At 51.8% G+C, this 20,151-nt stretch carries 18 protein-coding genes; 3 read left to right on the top strand and 15 right to left on the bottom strand.

What is annotated here, in order from left to right:
• Positions 1–203: 203 nt before the first annotated feature.
• The 3 genes from BM159_RS10090 (at position 204) to BM159_RS10080 (ending at position 3,772) form a co-directional block, all read left to right on the top strand.
• Positions 204–1,343: a hypothetical protein gene (locus BM159_RS10090; RefSeq protein WP_143089431.1), complete on the top strand. Its 1,140-nt coding sequence runs from the start codon at positions 204–206 to the stop codon at positions 1,341–1,343.
• Positions 1,340–2,146 carry an ATP-binding protein gene (locus tag BM159_RS10085; RefSeq protein ID WP_093914110.1) on the top strand — a complete coding sequence of 269 codons (807 nt, stop codon included), beginning with the start codon at positions 1,340–1,342 and terminating at the stop codon, positions 2,144–2,146. The genes BM159_RS10090 and BM159_RS10085 overlap by 4 nt, the downstream gene beginning before the upstream one ends.
• 75 nt (positions 2,147–2,221) lie before the next feature.
• A complete protein-coding gene (locus tag BM159_RS10080) occupies positions 2,222–3,772 on the top strand; it encodes a replicative DNA helicase (RefSeq protein ID WP_093914109.1) in 1,551 nt (516 codons plus the stop codon).
• Positions 3,773–4,010: 238 nt separating this feature from the next.
• Here BM159_RS10080 and BM159_RS10075 read toward each other — a convergent pair whose 3' ends face one another.
• The 15 genes from BM159_RS10075 to BM159_RS10005 form a co-directional block, all read right to left on the bottom strand.
• The gene (locus BM159_RS10075) at positions 4,011–4,898 is read right to left on the bottom strand and encodes an ORF6N domain-containing protein (protein ID WP_218149578.1); all 888 of its coding nucleotides are present in this window, start codon (positions 4,896–4,898) and stop codon (positions 4,011–4,013) included.
• Between the two features lie 249 nt (positions 4,899–5,147).
• Complete coding sequence (locus BM159_RS10070; protein WP_093914107.1) at positions 5,148–6,038, bottom strand: ORF6N domain-containing protein; 891 nt, start codon at positions 6,036–6,038, stop codon at positions 5,148–5,150.
• Between the two features lie 465 nt (positions 6,039–6,503).
• A complete protein-coding gene (locus tag BM159_RS10065; RefSeq protein WP_093914106.1) occupies positions 6,504–7,034 on the bottom strand; it encodes a hypothetical protein in 531 nt (176 codons plus the stop codon).
• Between the two features lie 84 nt (positions 7,035–7,118).
• On the bottom strand, positions 7,119–7,706 hold the full coding sequence (locus tag BM159_RS10060) for a 3'-5' exonuclease (protein ID WP_093914105.1): 588 nt from the start codon (positions 7,704–7,706) through the stop codon (positions 7,119–7,121).
• Between the two features lie 227 nt (positions 7,707–7,933).
• Entirely contained in the window at positions 7,934–8,179 is a 246-nt protein-coding gene (locus BM159_RS10055) for a Nif11 family protein (protein WP_093914104.1), read from the bottom strand.
• 40 nt (positions 8,180–8,219) lie between these two features.
• Complete coding sequence (locus tag BM159_RS10050; RefSeq protein WP_093914103.1) at positions 8,220–8,792, bottom strand: DNA-3-methyladenine glycosylase I; 573 nt, start codon at positions 8,790–8,792, stop codon at positions 8,220–8,222.
• Positions 8,793–8,885: 93 nt separating this feature from the next.
• Positions 8,886–9,425: a hypothetical protein gene (locus BM159_RS10045; protein WP_093914102.1), complete on the bottom strand. Its 540-nt coding sequence runs from the start codon at positions 9,423–9,425 to the stop codon at positions 8,886–8,888.
• Positions 9,426–9,476: 51 nt separating this feature from the next.
• Complete coding sequence (locus BM159_RS10040; RefSeq protein WP_143089429.1) at positions 9,477–10,301, bottom strand: hypothetical protein; 825 nt, start codon at positions 10,299–10,301, stop codon at positions 9,477–9,479.
• A 13-nt stretch (positions 10,302–10,314) separates the two neighbouring features.
• A complete protein-coding gene (locus tag BM159_RS10035) occupies positions 10,315–10,554 on the bottom strand; it encodes a Nif11-like leader peptide family RiPP precursor (protein WP_093914100.1) in 240 nt (79 codons plus the stop codon).
• 30 nt (positions 10,555–10,584) lie between these two features.
• Positions 10,585–12,165 (bottom strand): dipeptidase, encoded by a 1,581-nt coding sequence (locus tag BM159_RS10030; protein ID WP_093914099.1) that lies wholly within the window; start codon positions 12,163–12,165, stop codon positions 10,585–10,587.
• 219 nt (positions 12,166–12,384) lie between these two features.
• Positions 12,385–13,809, bottom strand: a complete 1,425-nt coding sequence (locus tag BM159_RS10025; RefSeq protein ID WP_093914098.1) for an FAD-binding oxidoreductase — start codon at positions 13,807–13,809, stop codon at positions 12,385–12,387.
• A gap of 206 nt (positions 13,810–14,015) precedes the next feature.
• On the bottom strand, positions 14,016–15,878 hold the full coding sequence (locus BM159_RS10020; RefSeq protein ID WP_093914097.1) for an SPASM domain-containing protein: 1,863 nt from the start codon (positions 15,876–15,878) through the stop codon (positions 14,016–14,018).
• 167 nt (positions 15,879–16,045) lie between these two features.
• Positions 16,046–16,657, bottom strand: coding sequence for a hypothetical protein (locus BM159_RS10015; RefSeq protein ID WP_093914096.1), 612 nt, complete (start codon positions 16,655–16,657; stop codon positions 16,046–16,048).
• 113 nt (positions 16,658–16,770) lie between these two features.
• On the bottom strand, positions 16,771–17,295 hold the full coding sequence (locus BM159_RS10010) for a zinc ribbon domain-containing protein (RefSeq protein WP_093914095.1): 525 nt from the start codon (positions 17,293–17,295) through the stop codon (positions 16,771–16,773).
• Positions 17,296–17,407: 112 nt separating this feature from the next.
• Positions 17,408–19,372: a hypothetical protein gene (locus BM159_RS10005; RefSeq protein WP_093914094.1), complete on the bottom strand. Its 1,965-nt coding sequence runs from the start codon at positions 19,370–19,372 to the stop codon at positions 17,408–17,410.
• Positions 19,373–20,151 lie beyond the last annotated feature (779 nt).

The following is a 20,151-nucleotide window of genomic DNA, read 5'->3' as shown; positions in this document are numbered from 1 at the left end:
GCGCGCATGGGGCGCGATGCTTTCTATTGAAGGAATCTGCGCGGATGGCCGGCTCAAAGGATTCTTTTTACAAGGAGGACGCGATGCTTTCTAATGAAGGAATCCGTGTGGCGACAGCATCAATGGATTCATTTTACACACTGAGGGGCAATGCTTTCTGCGGCGTTGAATCAGCGTCTCCCGAAAGGAGCTCATACCATTTTATGGAAAACCAGAACGCACAGGTCACGAACGACCTGCTGAACATTACCGCTATTATGATGAAAGACCCGGAAGGAGCCTCCGTGCTGGGCGTATGGCACTGCATGGAAGCCATTGCCGCCGCGAGGCCGGACAACGCTGTCTGCCTGGTCCCCGGCGTGCCCATGTCCGTTCCGGAAATCGCTTCCTGTTTCCATTTCCCCGTGACGCTGGTGGAAAAGGCCGTGGCCTGGCTGCAGACGCTGGGCCGGCTCACCCTCACCGGCGGCCTGCTGCAGTTCACCGGCTGTCAGAAGAAAACAGCGGAAGGCCTGACACCGAGAGACGAAGCCAGGCAAAAGCGGATCCGGGAACAGACACGCCTCCGTGTGGCAAAGTGCAGGGAACTGAAAAAGGAAAAGGAGAAAGCGGAAGGCGCGCACGAAACAGTTGTGGAAGACGCGCCTGCGGAAAACGCTTCACCGGACGTAGAGGAAAGCAAAATGTTGCAGACAGCTGGTGTTGTAATGCAGAATGTAACAACATGTGTAACGCCAGATGTAACGCGGTTTGTAACGCATGATGTAACGCAAAATGTAACGGGTGTTGTAACGCAACATGTAACGCAAAACGGTATTACTGATATTAATATTAATAATAATAATAATAAATATGCTTTATATGCTGATATGCTTATAAGCCATAAGCCTGTAAGGAAATACCAACGGATCTTAGATGCCTGGAACAAACTGCCCCTGCGGAAATTCACCGGGCTGGTCCCCCTGCTGCAAAAGAAGTTGCAGTATCTGCTGGAGCGCTACGGGGAAGAAACCATTGTGAAAACCGTGGAGCGCATCGGGAGCAGCGATTTCCTGCTGGGCAAAAAAGCCGGCAGGACCTGGACCGTCACCCTGGGCTGGCTGCTGGAGCCGGGCAATTTCGCCAAAGTGCTGGCGGGGAACTACTTCGATAAACCCAATGCCGGCGGCGCGGACTGGCAGCCTGGGGAACGCTGCCCCTTCTACCTGCCCGGGGAAGGAACGGAAGCGTTCACGCCGGAAGAAGAAAAACAGGCCGTGCGGAATCTTTTCCTCCCCACCACCCCGGCCCAGAAAAAAGCAGCCCGGCTGTTGGGGCTGGGTGACAGGGGGTGCGCGGCATGAGCGAAAAGCGCGGCCTGCAGGAAATCATAAAATGGGAAAAACGCTATCAGGCCTTCGGGCTGGAAAAGCTGTGCGCCTGGGATTTCGCCCACGATAACGGGCAGAACCCGGCGGCCACCGGCGTGGCCCGGAAGTACGCGGACCACTTTGAGGAACTGCGGCAGGACGGCACCGGACTGTCGATCTTCGGCGGGGCCGGGGCGGGCAAAAGCTACCTCGCCGCGGAAATCGTCAGCGACCTGACGGACCGGGGCTACCACTGCCTCTTCACCAACATGAACACAGTCATGATCGAGCTGAACACCATGGCTTTTGAAGGCCGCCGCGACTTCCTCGCCCAGATCTGCGACAAGGACCTGCTGGTGCTGGACGATCTGGGTTCGGAACCGGAGACCTCGTACTGCAACCAGATCTTCATCCAGATCGTGAACACCTGCCTGACAAGGAACGTCCCCCTGCTCTTCACCTCGGCCTTCCATGAGGACATCCTGACCAAAGAGGGCAGCAACGCCAAGCGGGCCATGGCCGTCACCCGTCTTCTGAAACGGAACATCAGCTACACCGTGCTGATGCCCGGAGAACGCCGCAACACCAACCTGGAGCAGAAGCGGAAAGCGGAGGCCATGGTGAAAGGCGGGAGCGCCGGCAGACAGGAAACGATGGAAGGGTTTGAGGGATCGGAGGCTGCCTGCGGGGAAACTGCTGTGACGGAGTGTCTGCCGCAAACCGTGCAGCCGAGTCTGCTCCAAACCTTGCAGCAGAGTCTGCCGCAAACGGTGCAACAGAGGCTGCCGCTGAAATGAAAAACGAAGCGCGGTTTCGCATTCGTTCACCTGAAACGTAACGCAAATTTTTATAGCAACAGGAGATAACAACCGATGCAGGAGAAAATCATTCCGCAAAATATTTCCGCGGAGCAGAACGTGCTCTGCGCCATGCTCATCGACAATAAAGCGGTGGGCACCGTGTCCGGGATCCTGAAGCCGGACGACTTTTACCGGCAGGCCCATCAGGTCATCTACCGGGCCATGCTGAATCTGTACGGCCGCAGCGAGCCGGTGGATCTTGTCACCGTCATCGAAGAACTGAGAAAGATGAACAAACTGCAGGAGGTTGGCGATGTCAGTTACATCACGCTGCTGGGGGAAGTGGCGCCCACGGCGGCCAACGTAAAATTTCACGCGCAGATTGTAGCGGACAAGGCGATGCAGCGGCAGCTCATCGAAAGCGGCACCGTCATCGCCAGCCTGGGCTACGAATGCCCCGACGGGGAGATCCGGAACGCGGTGGATTCGGCGCAGAAGCAGCTGCTCGAACTCACCGGACGCAGACGGGGCCGGGATTTCGTGCCGATCCAGGAAATCGTGGAGAGTACCGTGGACCGCATGGGCAGCATGGTGGAAAGCGATGAGCCGGTGACGGGCCTGCGCACCGGTTTCACCGATCTGGACGAAGTGACGGCGGGGCTGCAGCCTTCGGATTTTATCATCCTGGCGGCGCGGCCTTCCATGGGCAAGACCGCCCTGGCCCTGAACATCGCCCAAAACGTGGCGCTGCGTGGCGCGGGCAAAGATGAGGCGCCGAAACGCGTGGCCTTTTTCAGTCTGGAGATGAGTCGCGACCAGCTGGTGCAGCGCATGATCTGCACCGAAGCGGATCTGGAGACAGGCGAGCTGCGGCCAAGGAGAGAGGATGCCACGCTGAAATATCTGAAGCAGGCTGATGCGGCGGGAAGTCAGACGCTGCACGCTACGACGAAGAGCAGTGATGGGATGGAATGCGGCGAGACGCATCAGCCGGTTTTTGTCGTTGGCGATAAGGCCGCAGAGGACAGTACGGCAGAAGAACGCAAAGCCGTTGCGGAAGAAACGCAAAAACAAAAGCAGCAGGTGCTGGACAGGATTTGGATGGCCTCCGACAAACTGGCGGGCTCCAGCATTTATATCGACGACACGCCGGGCCTTACCATTCAGGAAATGCGCGGCAAGGCCCGCCGCCTGAAAGCGAAGGGCGGGCTGGACCTAATCGTGATCGATTACCTGCAGCTGATGCAGGCCCCGGACCGCCGGACCAATTCCGAAAACCGGCAGCACGAGGTGAGCGAGATCAGCCGGGGACTTAAGGCCCTGGCCCGGGAGCTGAATGTGCCGGTGCTGGCCCTGAGCCAGCTGAGCCGCAGCGTGGAAACGCGCCAGGTGAAGAAGCCCATGCTTTCCGATTTGCGCGAATCCGGATCCTTGGAGCAGGACGCGGACATCGTCATGTTCCTGTACCGGGAAGACTATTATAAAAACGCGGGCGCCTCCCCCGTCCACCTGACGGAGCTGATCATCGCCAAACACCGCAACGGTCCCACCGGCAAGGTCAATCTGTTTTTCAAAAACGACTGCACGAAGTTCATTGGACTGAATGAAAGGGATGCGGTGTGAGGGAGATGGGATGGAGATGAAAAAAAGAAACGGCATTCGAGTGAAAACGAATGCCGTTTTTTATGTAAAAGTAATGCGATGCTGCATTTTCGCCGTATTGCATTAGCGTTTTTAACGTTTTGCGGTAAAGCAGAAAGTTTCACGTGAAACATTAAAAAACACCGGACGCTGTTACATGTCCGGTGAGAAGATTAAATCTTAAAGCACTACGCCAACAGACCTGGCAAATCAAAAGGTTTCATGTCTTCGTCAGTTTTTTCATCAACTCTGATCCCGCATCCTTCATCAGTGTAATGCCAAAGCATTTCTTCCCCGCATCTTTCAGTGAAGCCCCAATGTGGTACACGGTCTTTCTGTCCAAGATCAGAAAACGATCATGAAATATATTGGTGTATTTCACATCCAGTTGCGGGTACTGCGCGTTAAAGGCGGCTACGTCCTGCGCTGTTAGTTTTGTCTTTGAGAATGTATAAATTGTCACGGCCACACCGGATTTTTTCTTCGCTAATACGTTCAGCGTGCTCACATCCACGTATCCGTCTACCAGGATAATTTCCTGCTCTGCTTTCTGTATCAACTCTATAAGCAGGCTGAACGCATCATATATCTGTCCGTCAAAAAAGAGTTTCTGGTTTGTTTCCGCGTGCGTGTTTACATACTCAAAAAGCTGGTCAAACTTTTTATCTGCTTCCAGTTGCTTCAATTCCACTTTGCTGATCCGCTCAAACAATGCGGCATTGTTGGCTATGAAGTGGCGCATTTCAATAAAAGTCCGCATAATATTAATGCTCACCTGAATTGCAATTTTACTTCTTAACACACTGGCTAACATTGATATACCCTGTTCGGTATAAACATATGGCATGTATCTACGTCCACCGTAACTTTCACTTGAGGTTCCAGTTTGGAACCTCAAGTTCTCAAACTCCTCTTTTGTTAACTTAAATCTAAAGTCTTCCGGAAATCTTTCAACATTCCGATTGGAGGCTTTATTCAAATTCTTAGTTTCAACTTGATAGAGCTCCGCCAAATCACTGTCTAGCATCACCTGCTTTCCCCGTATAGTGAATATCCGGCGTTTGATATCATTAGCATCTAACGATATCAATTCTGTGTTATTTTCCATAAACATCCCTCCTGTATAACGAATCGAAACAAATGTTCGCTATTATTATAGCGCTGAATTTTGAAAAAGAAAAGCCTCTTAACGCAAAAAATCACCAGGCGCATTGAAACGCCTGGCAATCTTTTTATTTGCGGCGCCCTGTAAATGACAGCGCGCATTTTTTGTAAAACCGGGCGCTGTTACACGTCCGGTGGGAAGATTAAAACTTAAAGTACGGCTACGCCAATGGACCTGGCAAATCAAAAGGTTTCATGTCTTCGCAAGCTTTTTCATCAACTCTGATCCTGCGTCCTTCATCAGCGTAATGCCAAAACATTTCTTCCCCGCATCCTTCAATGAAGCCCCAATGTGGTACACTTTCTTTCTGTACAAAATCAGAAAACGGTCATGAAATATATTGGTGTATTTCACATCCAGCTGCGGGTAATGCGCGTTAAAGGCGGCTACGTCCTGCGCTGTCAGTTTTGTCTTTGGGAATGTATAAATTGTCACGGCCACACCGGTTTTTTTCTTCGCTAATACGTTCAGCGTGCTCACATCCACGTATCCGTCTATCAGGATAATTTCCTGCTCTGCTTTCTGTATCAACTCTATAAGCAGGCTGAACGCATCATATATCTGTCCGTCAAAAAAGAGTTTCTGGTTTGTTTCCGCGCACGTGTTTACATACTCAAAAAGCCGGTCAAACTTTTTATCCGCTTCCAGTTGCTTCAGTTCCACTTTGCTGATCCGCTCAAACAATGCAGCATTGTTGGCTATGAAGCGGCGCATTTCAACAAAAGCTTCCATGATTGAAATGCTGGCGGCAATCGCCCTTTCCGTATGCAGAACCGAAGTCAGCATGGCAATACCTTGCTCTGTGTAAACATAGGGTAAATATGTTCTGCCACCTTTAATACCACGTTTTTGCATCGGGATTCCAATTTGGCATCTCAATATTTCATCATCAGTAAGCTGAAAACAAAAAGATTCAGGAAAGCGTTTTATATTACGCTTCATAGCCCTGTTCAAATTACCGGTAGTCGTACCAAAGTATTCCGCCAAATCACTGTCCATCATAACCTGCCTACCCCGGATGGCAAATATCCGGCGTTTGATCTCGCCAGCATCCAGCGATATCAATTCTGAATCATTATCCATAAATAACCTCCCTGTATAATAAATTTGAAACAAACGTTCGCTATTATTATAACGCTGAACTTTGAAAATGAAAAGCCTCTTAACGCAAAAAATCACCAGGCGCATTGAAACGCCTGGCAATCTTTTTATTTGCGGCACCCTGTAAATGACAGCGCGTTTTTTTAATAAAACCGGACTCTGTGACACGTCAGATGAAAAGATTAAATCTTTAAGCGCTACGCCAATGTCATTACGTTAAGAATTGCAGGACAAACTTTAATAAAGCTTTGGAAATCAGAAATTATGGGCTTCGACGATTGTTGTAATCGTTTTCATTACACAATGGTTGTGTTAATAAAAAAGCGTCTGCTTTTTCCGGCAGGCGCTGCGAAAGATTCGGGGGATCTTATTATTACAATATTACATTATCAGGTGTTGTTTCATCCGGCTCAATATCTTCTTCAGCAAACCATCTTTATGGGTCCGTCATGCCTGATATTTTCTTCTTCTTGCTTCTAAGTACTTCTGTTCGTCCAGCTCCTCTACCCTGATAGCCTGCACTATACCTTTCTTGCCTACGAGGAAAACTGCCTGCCTGTCACCGCTGAAATACGTGTAGTCTGTACAACCCTTAAGCTTCGCTTCAACTCCCTCGCCCTGGAACTTAATCCCTTTTACCTTGCCAAACAGTTTCGCCACTTCTTTATATGGTACACCAACTGTTAACCCGCTGGGAGTTGTGAGTCCTTTTTCATATATGGCAACGGATGTGACTTTGAAACCGCGGTTCAGCTTTGCCCTTACAATAAATTTATCATTATAATTGTAAACCCGGATAAATCCCTCGTCTTCGAACTTGCCGGGTTTTCCGTAAATCTGTTCGGTATAGCCAATGTCCTGTCCGGGCTCTATGCCGCCAATGTTCAGTTCCGTTTCGGGTATCTGCGCGAAGCATGATGCTGTTGCCATGACCGCCAGTGCCGTGACTGCTGATACTATAAGTTTTTTGATGTTCATAATAGGACCTCCCTCTTTACATAAGACTTACGGTCTTCTCCATCCGTTTCCTGTTCGTATAGCCAGGAAAAGAACTAGTTCCAACTATTGGTTTTTCATCGCCTGGGCTGCCAGGAATTCTTCCAGGCTCCAGCCTTTTTCCAGTAATTTGAAGAGGACCTTGCCGGTGTTAAACGCATCGTCATACGCAGTATGCCAGAGTCCTTCCGAACCGGTATCCAGCTCTTCCGCGGCTGCTTTAAGGCCGGTGGTAAAACTGTCATCTTTCCAGAGTCTGTAGGCCAGCGCCAGATCAAGGCAGTCCTCCTTGCGCACGGGGTTCTCAATGCCGTGACGCTGGCAGCCAATATCCAGGACTCTGAAATCTTCGTTGCCCCATGTAACGAAATAACAGTTGCCCGGCGTGTATAAAGCTGAAATCTGCCTGACCATTTCCGGAAATTCAATGGCTTTCTTCATTTCTTTTTCCGTAATCATGCAGAAATCGTAGGCGTCTTTCGCCTGTTTCGGATAAAAATGCGGCTTGACAAACGCATGCATCCTGCCGGTTTCGGCCCCGCGGGAATCAAGCAAAACAGCGCCGGCCTCTATGATTTCGTTGAAAAAACCACGGGGCCTTCCCACCGGCCTTTTGTAAAATGTAAATTCAAAATCAATGACAAAGAAATTCATTGTTTTTCCTCTTTGTGTAAATCAATACGTTTCACGTGAAACATTATCATGTAACCTGAGTCCATGATATCTACATAATAATTTTACCATATTTTTGTGTCCATTTGTACGGACCCGGGGAAACTTTGCCGTACTTCCTGCGGGGTTTGTAAAGCAAAACAAAACAGCCGCGAATAAAAATTCCACGGCTGTTGCAGTAAATATAATTTTGACGATGCAGAATACGATTAATTATTTCTGACTTTGGTCCAGCAATTTAAAACATTGTAACAGACTTTAGCGCCGCCGGATACCCTATTCAGGGTCTCCCCGTCCAGCTCGATGTCGGCCAGTTCCGCCAGATACGATTCAGCCTCTTCCTTAGTCAGCTCATAGCCGCCGGTCTTTGCCAGCGCAACCAGCTCTTCCGCGGTTTTGCACTGCATGGCTTTTTCAATCATTTCTTTTGTGAGTTCATCTTTGTTGATGAGCATACTGTTACCTTCCTTTCTGTTGTTTTCTCTCTTGCCCCGGTTATCTGTAGTCGCAATATTCCCAGTGGTCATTTATGACCCCGATTCCCTGCAGGTAGGAATAGATAATGACAGGCCCTGCGAACTTGAACCCCCGTTTCCTAAGGTCCTTGCTGACCTTCTCGGAAAGCGCGTCCTTTGCAGGCATATCTTTCACGTCCGCCAGATGATGGTCGATCACCTTTCCGCCTGTGAAACCCCAAATATAGGTATCGAAGCTGCCGAACTCTTTCTGCACCTGCAGAAACGCTTTTGCATTGGTGACGGCCGCTTTCAGTTTCTGCCGGTTACGGATGATGCCGGGATCCTGCATCAGTTCTTCCAGTTTTGCATCGTCATAGTTTGCTACAATCTCCGGATCAAATCCGTCAAACGCTTTTCTGAAGTTGTCCTCTTTATTCAGAATAAGGTTCCAGCTCACGCCGGCCTGCATTCCTTCCAGAATCAACATCGCAAAAAGTTCCCGGTCTCTGTGCTCGGGCTTGCACCAGCGCGTATCGTGATATATCACAAATTTATCCGTTGCGTGATATTCTTTTGCGCCGAAGCTGAAATTGCATCTTTTCTTTTCCATATCGGTTCCTTAACAAAATCAGTACTTGTCGCTAAGTTGTTCTTCCCGTTTGAATCAGATATCCTTCTCTTACACCGACGATCCCGCTTAACTTCAAATCCCCAGCCTGCGGTAAAGCTGTTCGTCAATGACCCTCTGATACTTCTTCAGCACCGGGCTGTAGCCCAGCTTGTCATTAAAGAATCTCATGTTGTAGGCGCTTACAAAGGCAACCTCGGCAGCAAAGGGAATCATGGGATCGCCCTCTGCATGGCTGTAATCGCGGTTGACATCCCAATCCAGCCAGGTCTTTCCCCGCTGGTAGGAAATGACCTTCCTGTCCCAGTTGTAGCGGAACGTAAGCGTAAAGCTGTCACCCTTAGTGTACGGGCCGCCAATATACGTCTCATGGCTCCGCCAATACTCATCCGAGAACTCTACGCCCACCACATTGATGGCCAGCCGGTACTTTGGGGGCGCATACTGCTCCACCTTCACCGATGACCTGTCTGCATAATATCCCACGCCCATGCCGCCATCCACCAGCACAAGATTCCCACCATCCAATGTACCGGGATAATTGGCCAGCGCCGTTGCCACCATGGCAAACATCAGAACCACTGTAAGCCATGCAGTCCTTATACAACTTCTCATGATTATTCCTCCCTGCTCCACGGCTGTTGAATAAAAGATGAATTTGTCATACTATAACAAACTCCAAAATTCCGGTTTGAACATCACACGGGCGATATGGTTCACGATGACGGGAGAAAGATGGATTCCGTACCGTGCCAGCGTGGTTTGGACGTCCCCTTCCGTCCTCCAGAACAGACTTTCCGCCCAGCAGATGTTCCGGGCGGCCGGATCATCTTTCCGGCGCAATAAGGGAAACAGCCAGCGATAGACCTTTTCATAATACAGGGCGCGCCCGTCAAGCCGGGCGGCCAGTTCACCGGGGTTTATACCCTGCTCCAGGGCGTCCGACAGCATCGTTCCATCGGAAGCAAATGTTGCGTCCCCGCCAAATACATCCCGCACACTTTGGGAAACCTGCCTGGCTGCATCACCATCCCGTCCCTGCAGGATGCCTGCAATGTCCCGGCCGTCATTTTTCCTGTAACGGCGAAACCAGCAGAGCTTGTTGGCAAGCTGCCAGTCAGAGTCCTGCACCAGAAAAGACAGATTACCGGACTCTGCGTTCAGGCGGAGCGCATCGGCATGACGGTAAAAATTATCGCGAAAGCGCGGGGCGAACGTGAATCGATCCAGCCTGTGCATCCAAAAGGGAGGCAGCCTGTACCTTTTTCCAACGTCTTCCACACAGTCCTCAAACAGGGGTGACGGCTTCAGGAGCGCATAGTCGATGTCGTGGGCCGCCGTCCGGAATTCATGCCGGAGAGTAACCGCGGCGCCGCCGTAAATCAACACGTCCAGCGGAGGCGCGTTCCGTCTGGCATATTGCGACGCTACCTCGCAAAGCAACGTAACGATGTCCTCCCGCGCAAATCTGTATTCCCTGTTCTCCATCATAACTTTGTAATCGTTAGCTGTTGCTGTACTTTTTGCAGGGTTCGTCCGCCATATAGCATGTGCCGCCGGCCACATTCTTCATTTCCCTGCCGTCCAGTTCCACATCAGCAAGCTCCGCCATGTACGCCTCAGCCTCGTCCTTCGTGAGCTCAAATCCCTCGCTCTTCGCCAGCGCTATCAATTCCTCTGCGGATTTGCTTTGCAGGGCTTTGGCAATCATTTCCTTTGTGATTTCGTTTCTGTTGACCGGCATGGTAAAATCCCTCCTGAAAATTTTATTGCATCAATAACTCTTCGGTGTGTCCGGTTTGGGCTGCTTTTCGTACTCGATGCCCACGTCGCTCTTAAATTTCATTAACAGCTTAGTGGAAAGCTGTTTCCAGTCCTCAAAGATTTTGAGGGAGTTCTTGCGCAGCGCATCGGCAAACTGTTCCTTCGTCAGGCCGGAGGACGAACCGACAAGCTGCATGGAGTTTTTCTCCGCCTGTTCCACCGCTTCCTTCACGGTGGGAGCCATAATGTTAAAATAGCCTTGCGTCAGCGCCATGACCTGGTTGGAGGCCCAGAACATCTTCGACGGGTCATAGGTGTCGCGCAGGGCGCGGTACTCTTCGGGCACCTTCGATACGGCAAAGGGAATGAAAGGATTTTCAAAGGGCGTATCCATCGACATCCATACGACCGGGGACGGAAGCATGCCGCCGGCCTGGGAGATGTGGCTGTAACTCGTCTTGGAAGACAGGATGGAACGCTCGCCCATTTCTACTACATAATGGTACGGCGATCCGTACAGACCGGCCAGGGGGCTCTTCGACTTGTCAAATTTGGTCCCCTGGTAATAGTCGCGGTGGATGCGCGCAATATCTTCCACGTTCAGTTTTCTGTCGGGGCGGATGGAAAGCGGATAGGTTTTCGAATCCCAGTCCGCGACCCGGGACGGAAGGTTCTTGGACGGCGCGACGAGGCTCATGGCCCGCCATACGCGCCGCTTGGAATAATAAGGGTGATGGAATTCTTTGGACTGGAGGGATTTCATCCAGTCCAGCCGGCCTTCCTCGTCGTAGGCCGCCCAGCCGAATTCCTTAAGCATTTCCGGCAGGCGCGGGTTAAAGATCTGGCCCGGGTCGCCTTCCCGTATCGCATGGATCCTGAGCTGGTTCGCCTCTATGAAAAAGTCTCCGTCCGGTATCTTTTCCGCGATCCAGAGGCCGCCTTTGCCTGTGGGCGACATCTGCATTTCAAAGACCCAGGCCTCGTCCTTGTCGGCAACGGCTAACGTCTCGGCGGTGCCCCAGAGACCGTATTCATCGATCAGGCTGCCCATAAGCTGAATGGCCTCGCGGGCGGTTTTGCACCGTTCCAGCGCGACGCGGCTCAGTTCGGCCGCGTAGAATATGCCGCCGCCTTTTTTGTACGGCACTTCCGGCAGATGCGCGGACATGTCCGTGCATTCGCCAAACATCAGGCCGTGTTCATTGGCCACGCCGTAGTCCGCGTCCATATAGGCGTAGGTGTGCTCCACTTCGGGTATGTAGCCGATGGGCACCGTGCGGGGTTTGCCGGGGTAATCGTACCCTTCGCTCCGTTCCGGCGCGACAAGGTTCGGCTGGTCAAAGGCGTTGTACTCCGGCATGGTATTGAGCGCCACCGCCGTAGGATAAACAGGGCGTTTGCTGCCTTTCGGGTGATCCTTCGCCGGCACATAAATCAGATTCATTTCCGCGCCGCGGCCGTCGTTAGAGTGTGAAACCATCGTGCTCCCGTCCGCTGACGCGCCCTTCGTCACCACCATGACGGTGCATGCCTCGGCGCTTGCGGTTATAAGCGAAACCAGCGCCATACCTGCAATCATCTTTTTTAACATAATACCTTACACCCTGCCTTTCAAAATCAAAATGATACAACAAATATCCGTCATATATATTATAAATGAAACACAAAAAGAAAACAACGACTGTTGATTATGAACCCCGGTTTGTATCAACAGTTACATTGCCGGTTCCGTATAACAAAACAGCCGCGGAAAATTACTTCCACGGCTGTTGAACTTATTATAAAATTGTCGCTGCAAGAACCTGGCAGATCAGTCTTTCACGTACGTGCAGACCTTGCCCGGATTCAAAAGTCCTTTCGGATCGAATACAGCCTTGATGCCCCGCATCAGATCCATCACGTCTTTACCGGCATAGTCTTCCAGGCGATGGACGGAAACGGCACCGATGCCGTGTTCACCGGAGATCAGGGCGTTCATCCCCTTGCCCCGGGCATAAATCAGGTCGAGGAATTTATCGGAACGGGCGCGGAACTCCTGTTCCTCCATGCCGTTGGCGCAGAGTTTGATATGGATGTTGCCGTCCCCGGCGTGTCCGTAGGTATGAATATCCAGGCCCACTTCGTCCGTCAGGCTCAGGGCATAATCCACGACCTCCGCGATGTAGCTGGTAGGAACCACGATATCACATTCCTCCACCTTGTCATAGGTTTCAAGGATGGATTCCGGCACGGCCCTGCGCACATCCCAGGCCGTTTTCATCGAATTGGGATTATCAAACACGAGCACATCCAGCGCGCCGCCTTCCAGCATAACTTCAGCGGCTGCCTCCATGATCTCGTCCATCTCTTCTTCCCGGCGGCAATCAAAGGTGGTGAGAAGATAGGCTCCCACGTCAGTCCCCTCGCTCTTGGCAGGATAAACCGTCTTTTCCATGAATTTCTCCGCCCGCACTACACCGGAGCGGGGCATAAATTCCAGAGACTGGGGTTCCAGTCCGGAGCCTTTGACCGCAGGCACGCAGCGGATGCAGGCCTCCAGATCCTCGAACATGCCCAGCAGGGAGACCTGGAATTTCGGTTTGGGGATAAGCTTCAGTCCGATTTCCGTGATGATTCCCAGGGTTCCCTCGGAACCAACCATCAGATGCAGGAGGGAATAGCCGGAACTGTTTTTGCTGGGTTCGCCGCCCAGTTTCACCACACGGCCGTCGGGAAGCACCACTTTCAGGGTGCGGACATATTCCCGGGTGCAGCCGTATTTCACGGCCCGCATCCCGCCGGCGTTGGTAGCCACGTTGCCGCCCACCGCGGCGAACCGCTGGCCCGGGTCGGGCGGATAGAACATATCGCGTTCCAGGCAGGCGGCGGTCAGGTCAGCCAGCAGGACGCCGGCTTCAATGTGGACCAGGCCGTTTTCCAGATCCCAGCGCAGAATATGATTCATCTTGGTCAGATCGATGACAACACCGCCGCAGATAGGCGCGCAGCCGCCGCTGAGCCCGGTTCCGGCCCCGCGGGGAATGATGGGGATGTTGTTCTCGTAGAGAATTTTGCAGGCTTTGGAAACGTCTTCCGTAGACTGTGCCAGAACTACGGCGTCCGGCATACGGAAACCGGCGGATATCATCTCATCGTGGGCATAGTCTTCGGTGAGCTGGTCCCCGCTCAGGACGCTCCCGGGGAGCGCGGCGGTCAGTTGTGCAAGTACCTCGGGTGTCAGGGATTGATAAGCCATGTTAGCCTCCTAATTAAAGATTTTTTATCTTCGCTTAATGATGTAATACTATACTTTTTTCAAATTACATAGTAATTACTATTTTAAAATCATTTTATTTTATCATACTCTGATTCTATAACGCAACAGACTTCTGAAAGTATACAAGTTTCTGCAAAAACGTTACGTTGTCAGTCTGCTGCCGGAGCCGGCAGTACGACAGGAACTCATGGACGATCCCCATGCAAAGGGTGCAACGGGCAGTCGCCCACCTCTTTGATGACCGCGAAGCACGGCAGGCAGCGCCTTGCGTAGGGGCAGCCTTCATGGCCGCTCTGCTTACGGATGTTTTTCAACAAGGGTGAATGTTCCCAATACTCCGTAATGGAACCGTACGTTTCCTGTGCGTCCAGATACGGGCAAGGCGTGAAACTGCCGTCTGCCTGCACGGCGAAGAACCAGCATCCCGCCTCGCAGCCGCGCCCGATGCCCCGGTTGCCGTTTCTCTTCTCGTCCGCGCCGCCCATCACGGCGCGCAGCGGCGAAAAGCAGCTTTCTACCGTAAGCTCCATGCGGCTTTTTGCGTCAGTACCCGCCGTTTCGTTTGCTACCTCGCCATCCTGCGTTTCGTTTGCTGCCTCGCCGTTCCGGAGGTTCTCTTTTTGCCACGCATTTATTATTTCAGCCGCTGCGATAATCTGTCCGCGGTCAGGAGTTTCCCTGCGCAAACCGGGACTGCAGGGCTTCATGCCCGTGATGATGAGTTCCTGCGCACCCGTTTCTCCGGCGAGACGGATGACGCGTGGCAGGTCCTGCGCATTGCCCCGGTGCATGAACCAGCGGAGACGGAACCCGGCAAAATCTAAAGCGCGAAGCGTTTCCGCATTCGCCGCCCAGCCGGTTTCTTCTTCCATATCCATAAGAAAGCTGTCTGCTCCCGCGGCAATCATCTGTTCCAGCGCTTCCCGCGATACCGGTTCCGCCAGTGATACTTCCGCACGGATGCTGTATTCCCTGCACACGCCCAGAAGGCGGTCAAACTCTTCATAGCCTTCAACGCCCATAAAACGCGCCCGGCGCAGGCGGTTTTCCCCGCACTGGGCAAGGAGCCGCAGGGCGCTGTCCGCGGAAAGCGCCCGCTCCCCGTCCCTCAGGTAAAAAGCCACGCGGCCGGGGAATTCATAGGCGTCAAAATAATTGTGGTTGATATAGGGCGTCTGCTCCAGGTAGGCTTTTGCTTCGGTAATTTTTCCATCCTTGTAGTTCAGCTTGAAATAGTTGATCAGCGTCTGGCGGAAGGGGTCCGCATCGGGGCGGATGCGGATCCAGCGCCGCAGCGCTTCTCCTTTTTCCGGAAGGCACAGCCCCGCATCTTCCAGGCGCATGATAAATTTGTCGACGATGAGCGGATGCCGCCAGCGTGAAAAGACTTCGATGCCGATCTTGGGCAGCACGCCGTCCGCGCCGAGGTCGATATTGACGGCAATTCTCTGAGATTCCTTCCACGGCTCCAGCGCAGACGCAAGTTCCGCCGTATCGCCCTGCCAGCCGATGGCAGTCAGGCCCGGGAAAATGCTCTCCCAGGAAGGAAACGAAATCACGAGGCGCATGATGTCCAGTTCGCCCCGGCTCGTCATGGTGCCGATTTGCTTGATAAACGCTTTTTCGGGGAGACGCTCCGTCACCCTGTCCAGCGGAGCGCGCAGGCGTTTCGCCCGTTCTTCGCCCAAAAATGGCGGCAGCACATCATCCCAGAATGTCCGGTAATCTTCCTCACCCACATTGGCAAAGAGGCACGGCTCGATTCGTTTGCCCGTTGCGGCAGCCCGGGAAAATTCCTCGTAGTCGATTTCGTACCACAGCGCTTTCACCTTGGGAATGATTTCCTCGTCGATATTCATGATGTAATCCACATACGCCGCGGGATTCCCCAGCCGCACCTCCAGCCCCGCGCCGTAGCTTTCCGTTTCACCGTACTGCGCCTCCACTGACGAGAGCGCGGCCATGCACTCTTCCGAGACGATTTCCGGCATGGGGTGGCGGCGGAGATGCGCCAGCCAGTTTTTTACCGCAAGTTCCTTTTCTTCCATATCGTTTGCCGTTACCTCCGGATCATTGTTTTTCCATCAGTCCTGCCGTGCGTTCCGCTTTGTCAGCCGTTGCCGCCCGACTTCTGAAAATCCCGATTTCTATACGCATTATAACAAAACAGCCGCGGAAAATAAATTCCACAGCTGTTAAACTAATTATGAATTTGTCAGTCTGTTGCCGAAGCCAGTAATACGACAAAGCGATTCCTGCGGCTGTCGTATACGCTCCAGCACGACGCGCCCCACCATTCATGCCCGTCATCAAAAATATCCGACCAGTCAGTCGTCCATTCATACGCTTCCAGGCCTTCCGCGCCGTCCGGAAACAGGACCGCGTTGATCCGCCGGAGGTCTTCCGGTCCGTATTTCGTCCCATGCGGCGGCTCCAGAAACGCGTACCAGTACGGTATTTGTTTGCCGCAGTTTTCATCGTTGGGAACCCAGTCACTGTCATATTTTTTATTTCCGTAACGGTCTTTGCGCAGTACGTCCGGAACAAAAAGGAGCTCTCCGGGGTCGAGGCGTTTTGCTTCCGCTTTGCCGATATCGCAGGTAAACAGATGCAGTTTATCCGCGTACTCTTTCCCGAAAAGTTCTTCCGCTTTTTTTATCGTCTGCTTTTCGTTTTCATTTATCAAATGCACGGCAAAAAGAAGGGCGTCCCTGTGTGATTCTATTCCGTTATATGGTCTTTCATCCGCCATAAGAAAGAAATCCACGCCTTCCGGCTCTTCTTTTTCTAAGATTTTACTGAGTTCGTCAATTTTCAGCTCATACATATCATTCACCTGCGAACCACGATTTGTATCACAAATTTTATCGTGGATTTCAAATACAACTCACAACGGTCGGTTGTAACATAACCTCAAAGAAATACAAACGAATCGTTTGTTTATATCCTCACACCGCAATTTCCGCAGAACTGGCTTCCGGCTTCCAGCTTCACCCCGAAGTTCGTGCAGAATTCCGGTGCGTTCTTTGCGCCGCAGTGTTCACAGAAACGGCTGCCGGGTTTCAGCTCCGCGCCGCAATTTTTGCAGAAGGCTTTTGCAGCCGGAGCTGCGTTCTGCGGTGCAGAATTCGCAACGTTACCGGCAGTTTGGGTGCCCGCCGCAGCCCTGTCACCCGGAACGATATATTTCCGCGGATCCTCTTTCAATATATTCACCACGGCCCACTGCGGCGATACGAAATACATTTCCGGTTCCTTCAGGTTGGGGAACAATAATCCGATGGAACCGTCATCCGTCACCACCAGGAACTCATCTTCCCCCAGGGGCGTCTCTGCGTCAAACTCTTTCGCGACCTCGTGCAGCTCTCCCGCGTGGAACACCTCGCCGTTGCCGGCCAATAACCATTCGCTGCAGTTCTGTTCCGCTACTTCCACCGCGCCCGCAAAACTTCCTGCCAGTATCATATCCGAAGCTCCTTCCCGTCAGACAAAACCGCCTGACACAACAAGCATTTTGTATGGTTCACTGCAAATAGCAGTTAAATAAACAGCCGGCTGCAATCAGCCTTTTCCTGTTTCACCACTTATCGCCAAAGGCAGATTCCGTAAAACTCTTTCCTTCCACGCCCATTTCGTATGCCCTGGCGCTGGCTTCGTTGGCAAACGTCTGCCCAAGGCCCTGATTTATCAAACGACTCTGCTCTTTTGCGAAATAACGCTGGAAATTCAACGTCCGCACTGCTTTGACACTCTTCGGCTTCAGGTCTTTGCTCCAGTTGTCCCTAATTTTAAGATATTTTTCCTTCATGGCAAGGTTATTGTTCGCGGCAGCCTTGTCGCTTAGCGCGCCTCCTATCTGGTCTACGCCGAATTTCGACCATCCCTGGACCATGCCTTTCACCGATGCTTTGACTACATTCTCCCCGTCAACGTATGCAACGATTCCTTCTTTCATTGTTTCTGAAGTCACATAGGTCGCCAGCTTATAACCCCATTTCCCGGCAGGAATCTTGTCGGTCATATTCTGGAGGATATCCGCGCCGCCTTTGGCAGCCCCTTTAACAATGCCTCCCATGATGCTCTTTCCATCCACCGCCGCCTGCATCCCGCCAACCGTGACGTTCTTCACGCCGGTATATATGTTGGCTACCAGCTTCCCGCCCGGGGTTACCGTGGACAGGACGCTGATTGAAATATCCGCGCCTTTTTCTATCACTTCTAATGTCTTGACCGCCGTATCCAGCCTTGCGGCTTTCTTGTCTGCCGCTTCCTTGTCCGCTTCCAGTTTCGCCTGCCGGTCGTTCAGATAAGCCTGCCTCTCCGCGTCGGTCATACCGTAGGTGCCGCTCTTGATGGCCATCATGTCTTTTTTGGTCTGCTGCTGGATCCGGGCTTCTTCCTCCAGCATGTTCCGGTAATCCTGCTTCAAATCGTTATCAAAAGCTGTGGTCCGGTCCGCAAGGTTCTTCGTTTCGTTATGGCTCCAGGCCATGTCCTGCATGCGCTGTTTGTCGTATTCCTTCAAACTGTCCATGTCGACCGGGTTGCCCGTCTCATAGTTTGTCCACTGTCCTGTCTCCGGATCCTGCACATACAAGGTCTGGAACCCCGCGGGGTCAGTATAGACATACTCTTTTGGCTCCGGTGGGACGGAAGGCTGCGGAGGTATATCCGGTTCTGCAGACGTCAGATCGGAAACCGCTTCCGCCCCTGCTTCCCCGGTTGCGGCGCCGCCGCCGAGGAAGTGCAGCCCGAGGTATCCGCCTATGGAAACCAGCACCAGCCCGCCGCCGATTTCAACGATGCCAATGCCGCCGGAATCATCACCGGAAGGCTCGCCGTTTTTTATTACCGGTGAATCTGCCTTGGCCTTCTCAGTTACTGTTTTAGTCTTCGTTTTGTCTTGTGAAACGTTTGTCTTCGGTGGAACTATTTTATTCAGCGTTTTCCCTGTAAATATCTTGTAGGCTCTGCGAAAAGCGTCATCCGAAGTGAAAAGGACATAATGGCGCGTTGCAACACCGTCATCGTATAAAGGATTTTTGGGATCTCCTGTAGTCCAGGTCATATACACGTGCGCGATGACCATCTCCACGCCCTGGGGGATCGTGAACGATTGTGTCTGGCTCTGCGTTTTTCTTTCATAATCTTTGGACGCGATTTTGGGAAACCCCTTTTGTATTTTATAGGTTCCGAAATAGATTGCGGATGTTCCGCCTTTAAACTTGTTTTCCGGATAAATCTGAAGTTTTATGGTCTTCCCCGGACTTGTTTTTCCGAACACCGTTTCTGCAGCCTGGGATCCGCCTAAAGCACGGTATTCTCCATTGTAGCGGGAATATACATTTAAATCAACGTTCTCCCAAAGGGTTTTCATACGCAATACTTTAGCCGATCCTGAAGCGCTGGCGGAATCAGCCGCAGCCTCGGCAATGCTTACCATCATCCCTGCAACAAACACAAATACCGCCAGCAAAGCGGAAACCCACTTAGCAGAAAAATAATTCCCAAAACGATTTAAAGATTTCTTCCCGGTCTTCATGCACGCCACCGCCCCCCGACTTTATGTTATACGGTACTACAATTTCACCCTGTCATATACCTGATAAAAATAAATGAGTTTGTATCAATAGTTCTTCGGCGTGTCCGGTTTGGGCTGCTTTTCGTACTCGATGCCCACGCCGCTCTTAAATTTCATTAACAGTTTGTTGGAAAGCTGCTTCCGTCCTCAAAGATTTTGAGGGAGTTTTCTCGCAGCGCGTCGGCAAATCTCCCTTAAAATCATTTACCTTCTTCCTTTTTACTAAATATATTCAAAAATGACACTCATGGGGTTTATTTCTTACATTATACCATAAAAACCTTCCGGGAACATCTTTCCCGGACACGGTTGCGCGAACCTGCGGTTTATAAGCATGACGGGCGACATCCGCGAACACGTCAGAGACTGGCATGACCGCAACGAAGTGGCTTTTCTCGAAAATGTGGAGGCCGTGGCGCCCGGAATTATTGCCATAGCCCGCTCAAGGCTATGGCTTAGGGGAACCCCGCCGCCATGGCGGGGTTTTCATTTAGAAAACAAAACAGCCGTGGGAATCAGATCCCACGGCTGTTTAATTAAATATAAATTTGCTTAACCTGGCGCCACGTCATTCACCAGCTATACGATACTCTCTTTTCGCCGTACCGTATGCCTTTCGTTAATTAAGAACGCCGCATTTAATTTCCGTTACTTTGCCATATTTAATTTCAATCTTTAACCCGATGCCCTGCATCCCTTCGGCATAATAAATAAAATCTTCTTCGTGGATGAAATCCGGT

Source organism: Succiniclasticum ruminis DSM 9236 (assembly GCF_900112895.1).
In the GTDB taxonomy this organism is placed as follows: domain Bacteria; phylum Bacillota; class Negativicutes; order Acidaminococcales; family Acidaminococcaceae; genus Succiniclasticum; species Succiniclasticum ruminis.
Note: the sequence above shows the minus strand (reverse complement) of the source record. Positions and strands in the feature narration are given on the sequence as shown.

Bases quoted from the DNA above. Each gene is read 5' to 3' on its own strand.
- BM159_RS10055 (WP_093914104.1), bottom strand. From the start codon at position 8,179: ATGCTCATCAACAAAGATGAACTCACAAAAGAAATGATTGAAAAAGCC.
- BM159_RS10090 (WP_143089431.1), top strand. From the start codon at position 204: ATGGAAAACCAGAACGCACAGGTCACGAACGACCTGCTGAACATTACC.
- BM159_RS10065 (WP_093914106.1), bottom strand. From the start codon at position 7,034: ATGAACATCAAAAAACTTATAGTATCAGCAGTCACGGCACTGGCGGTC.
- BM159_RS10080 (WP_093914109.1), top strand. From the start codon at position 2,222: ATGCAGGAGAAAATCATTCCGCAAAATATTTCCGCGGAGCAGAACGTG.
- BM159_RS10020 (WP_093914097.1), bottom strand. From the start codon at position 15,878: ATGGAAGAAAAGGAACTTGCGGTAAAAAACTGGCTGGCGCATCTCCGC.
- BM159_RS10005 (WP_093914094.1), bottom strand. From the start codon at position 19,372: ATGAAGACCGGGAAGAAATCTTTAAATCGTTTTGGGAATTATTTTTCT.
- BM159_RS10075 (WP_218149578.1), bottom strand. From the start codon at position 4,898: ATGGAAAATAACACAGAATTGATATCGTTAGATGCTAATGATATCAAA.
- BM159_RS10040 (WP_143089429.1), bottom strand. From the start codon at position 10,301: ATGATGGAGAACAGGGAATACAGATTTGCGCGGGAGGACATCGTTACG.
- BM159_RS10015 (WP_093914096.1), bottom strand. From the start codon at position 16,657: ATGTATGAGCTGAAAATTGACGAACTCAGTAAAATCTTAGAAAAAGAA.
- BM159_RS10035 (WP_093914100.1), bottom strand. From the start codon at position 10,554: ATGCCGGTCAACAGAAACGAAATCACAAAGGAAATGATTGCCAAAGCC.
- BM159_RS10050 (WP_093914103.1), bottom strand. From the start codon at position 8,792: ATGGAAAAGAAAAGATGCAATTTCAGCTTCGGCGCAAAAGAATATCAC.
- BM159_RS10010 (WP_093914095.1), bottom strand. From the start codon at position 17,295: ATGATACTGGCAGGAAGTTTTGCGGGCGCGGTGGAAGTAGCGGAACAG.
- BM159_RS10070 (WP_093914107.1), bottom strand. From the start codon at position 6,038: ATGGATAATGATTCAGAATTGATATCGCTGGATGCTGGCGAGATCAAA.
- BM159_RS10030 (WP_093914099.1), bottom strand. From the start codon at position 12,165: ATGTTAAAAAAGATGATTGCAGGTATGGCGCTGGTTTCGCTTATAACC.
- BM159_RS10025 (WP_093914098.1), bottom strand. From the start codon at position 13,809: ATGGCTTATCAATCCCTGACACCCGAGGTACTTGCACAACTGACCGCC.
- BM159_RS10060 (WP_093914105.1), bottom strand. From the start codon at position 7,706: ATGAATTTCTTTGTCATTGATTTTGAATTTACATTTTACAAAAGGCCG.
- BM159_RS10085 (WP_093914110.1), top strand. From the start codon at position 1,340: ATGAGCGAAAAGCGCGGCCTGCAGGAAATCATAAAATGGGAAAAACGC.
- BM159_RS10045 (WP_093914102.1), bottom strand. From the start codon at position 9,425: ATGAGAAGTTGTATAAGGACTGCATGGCTTACAGTGGTTCTGATGTTT.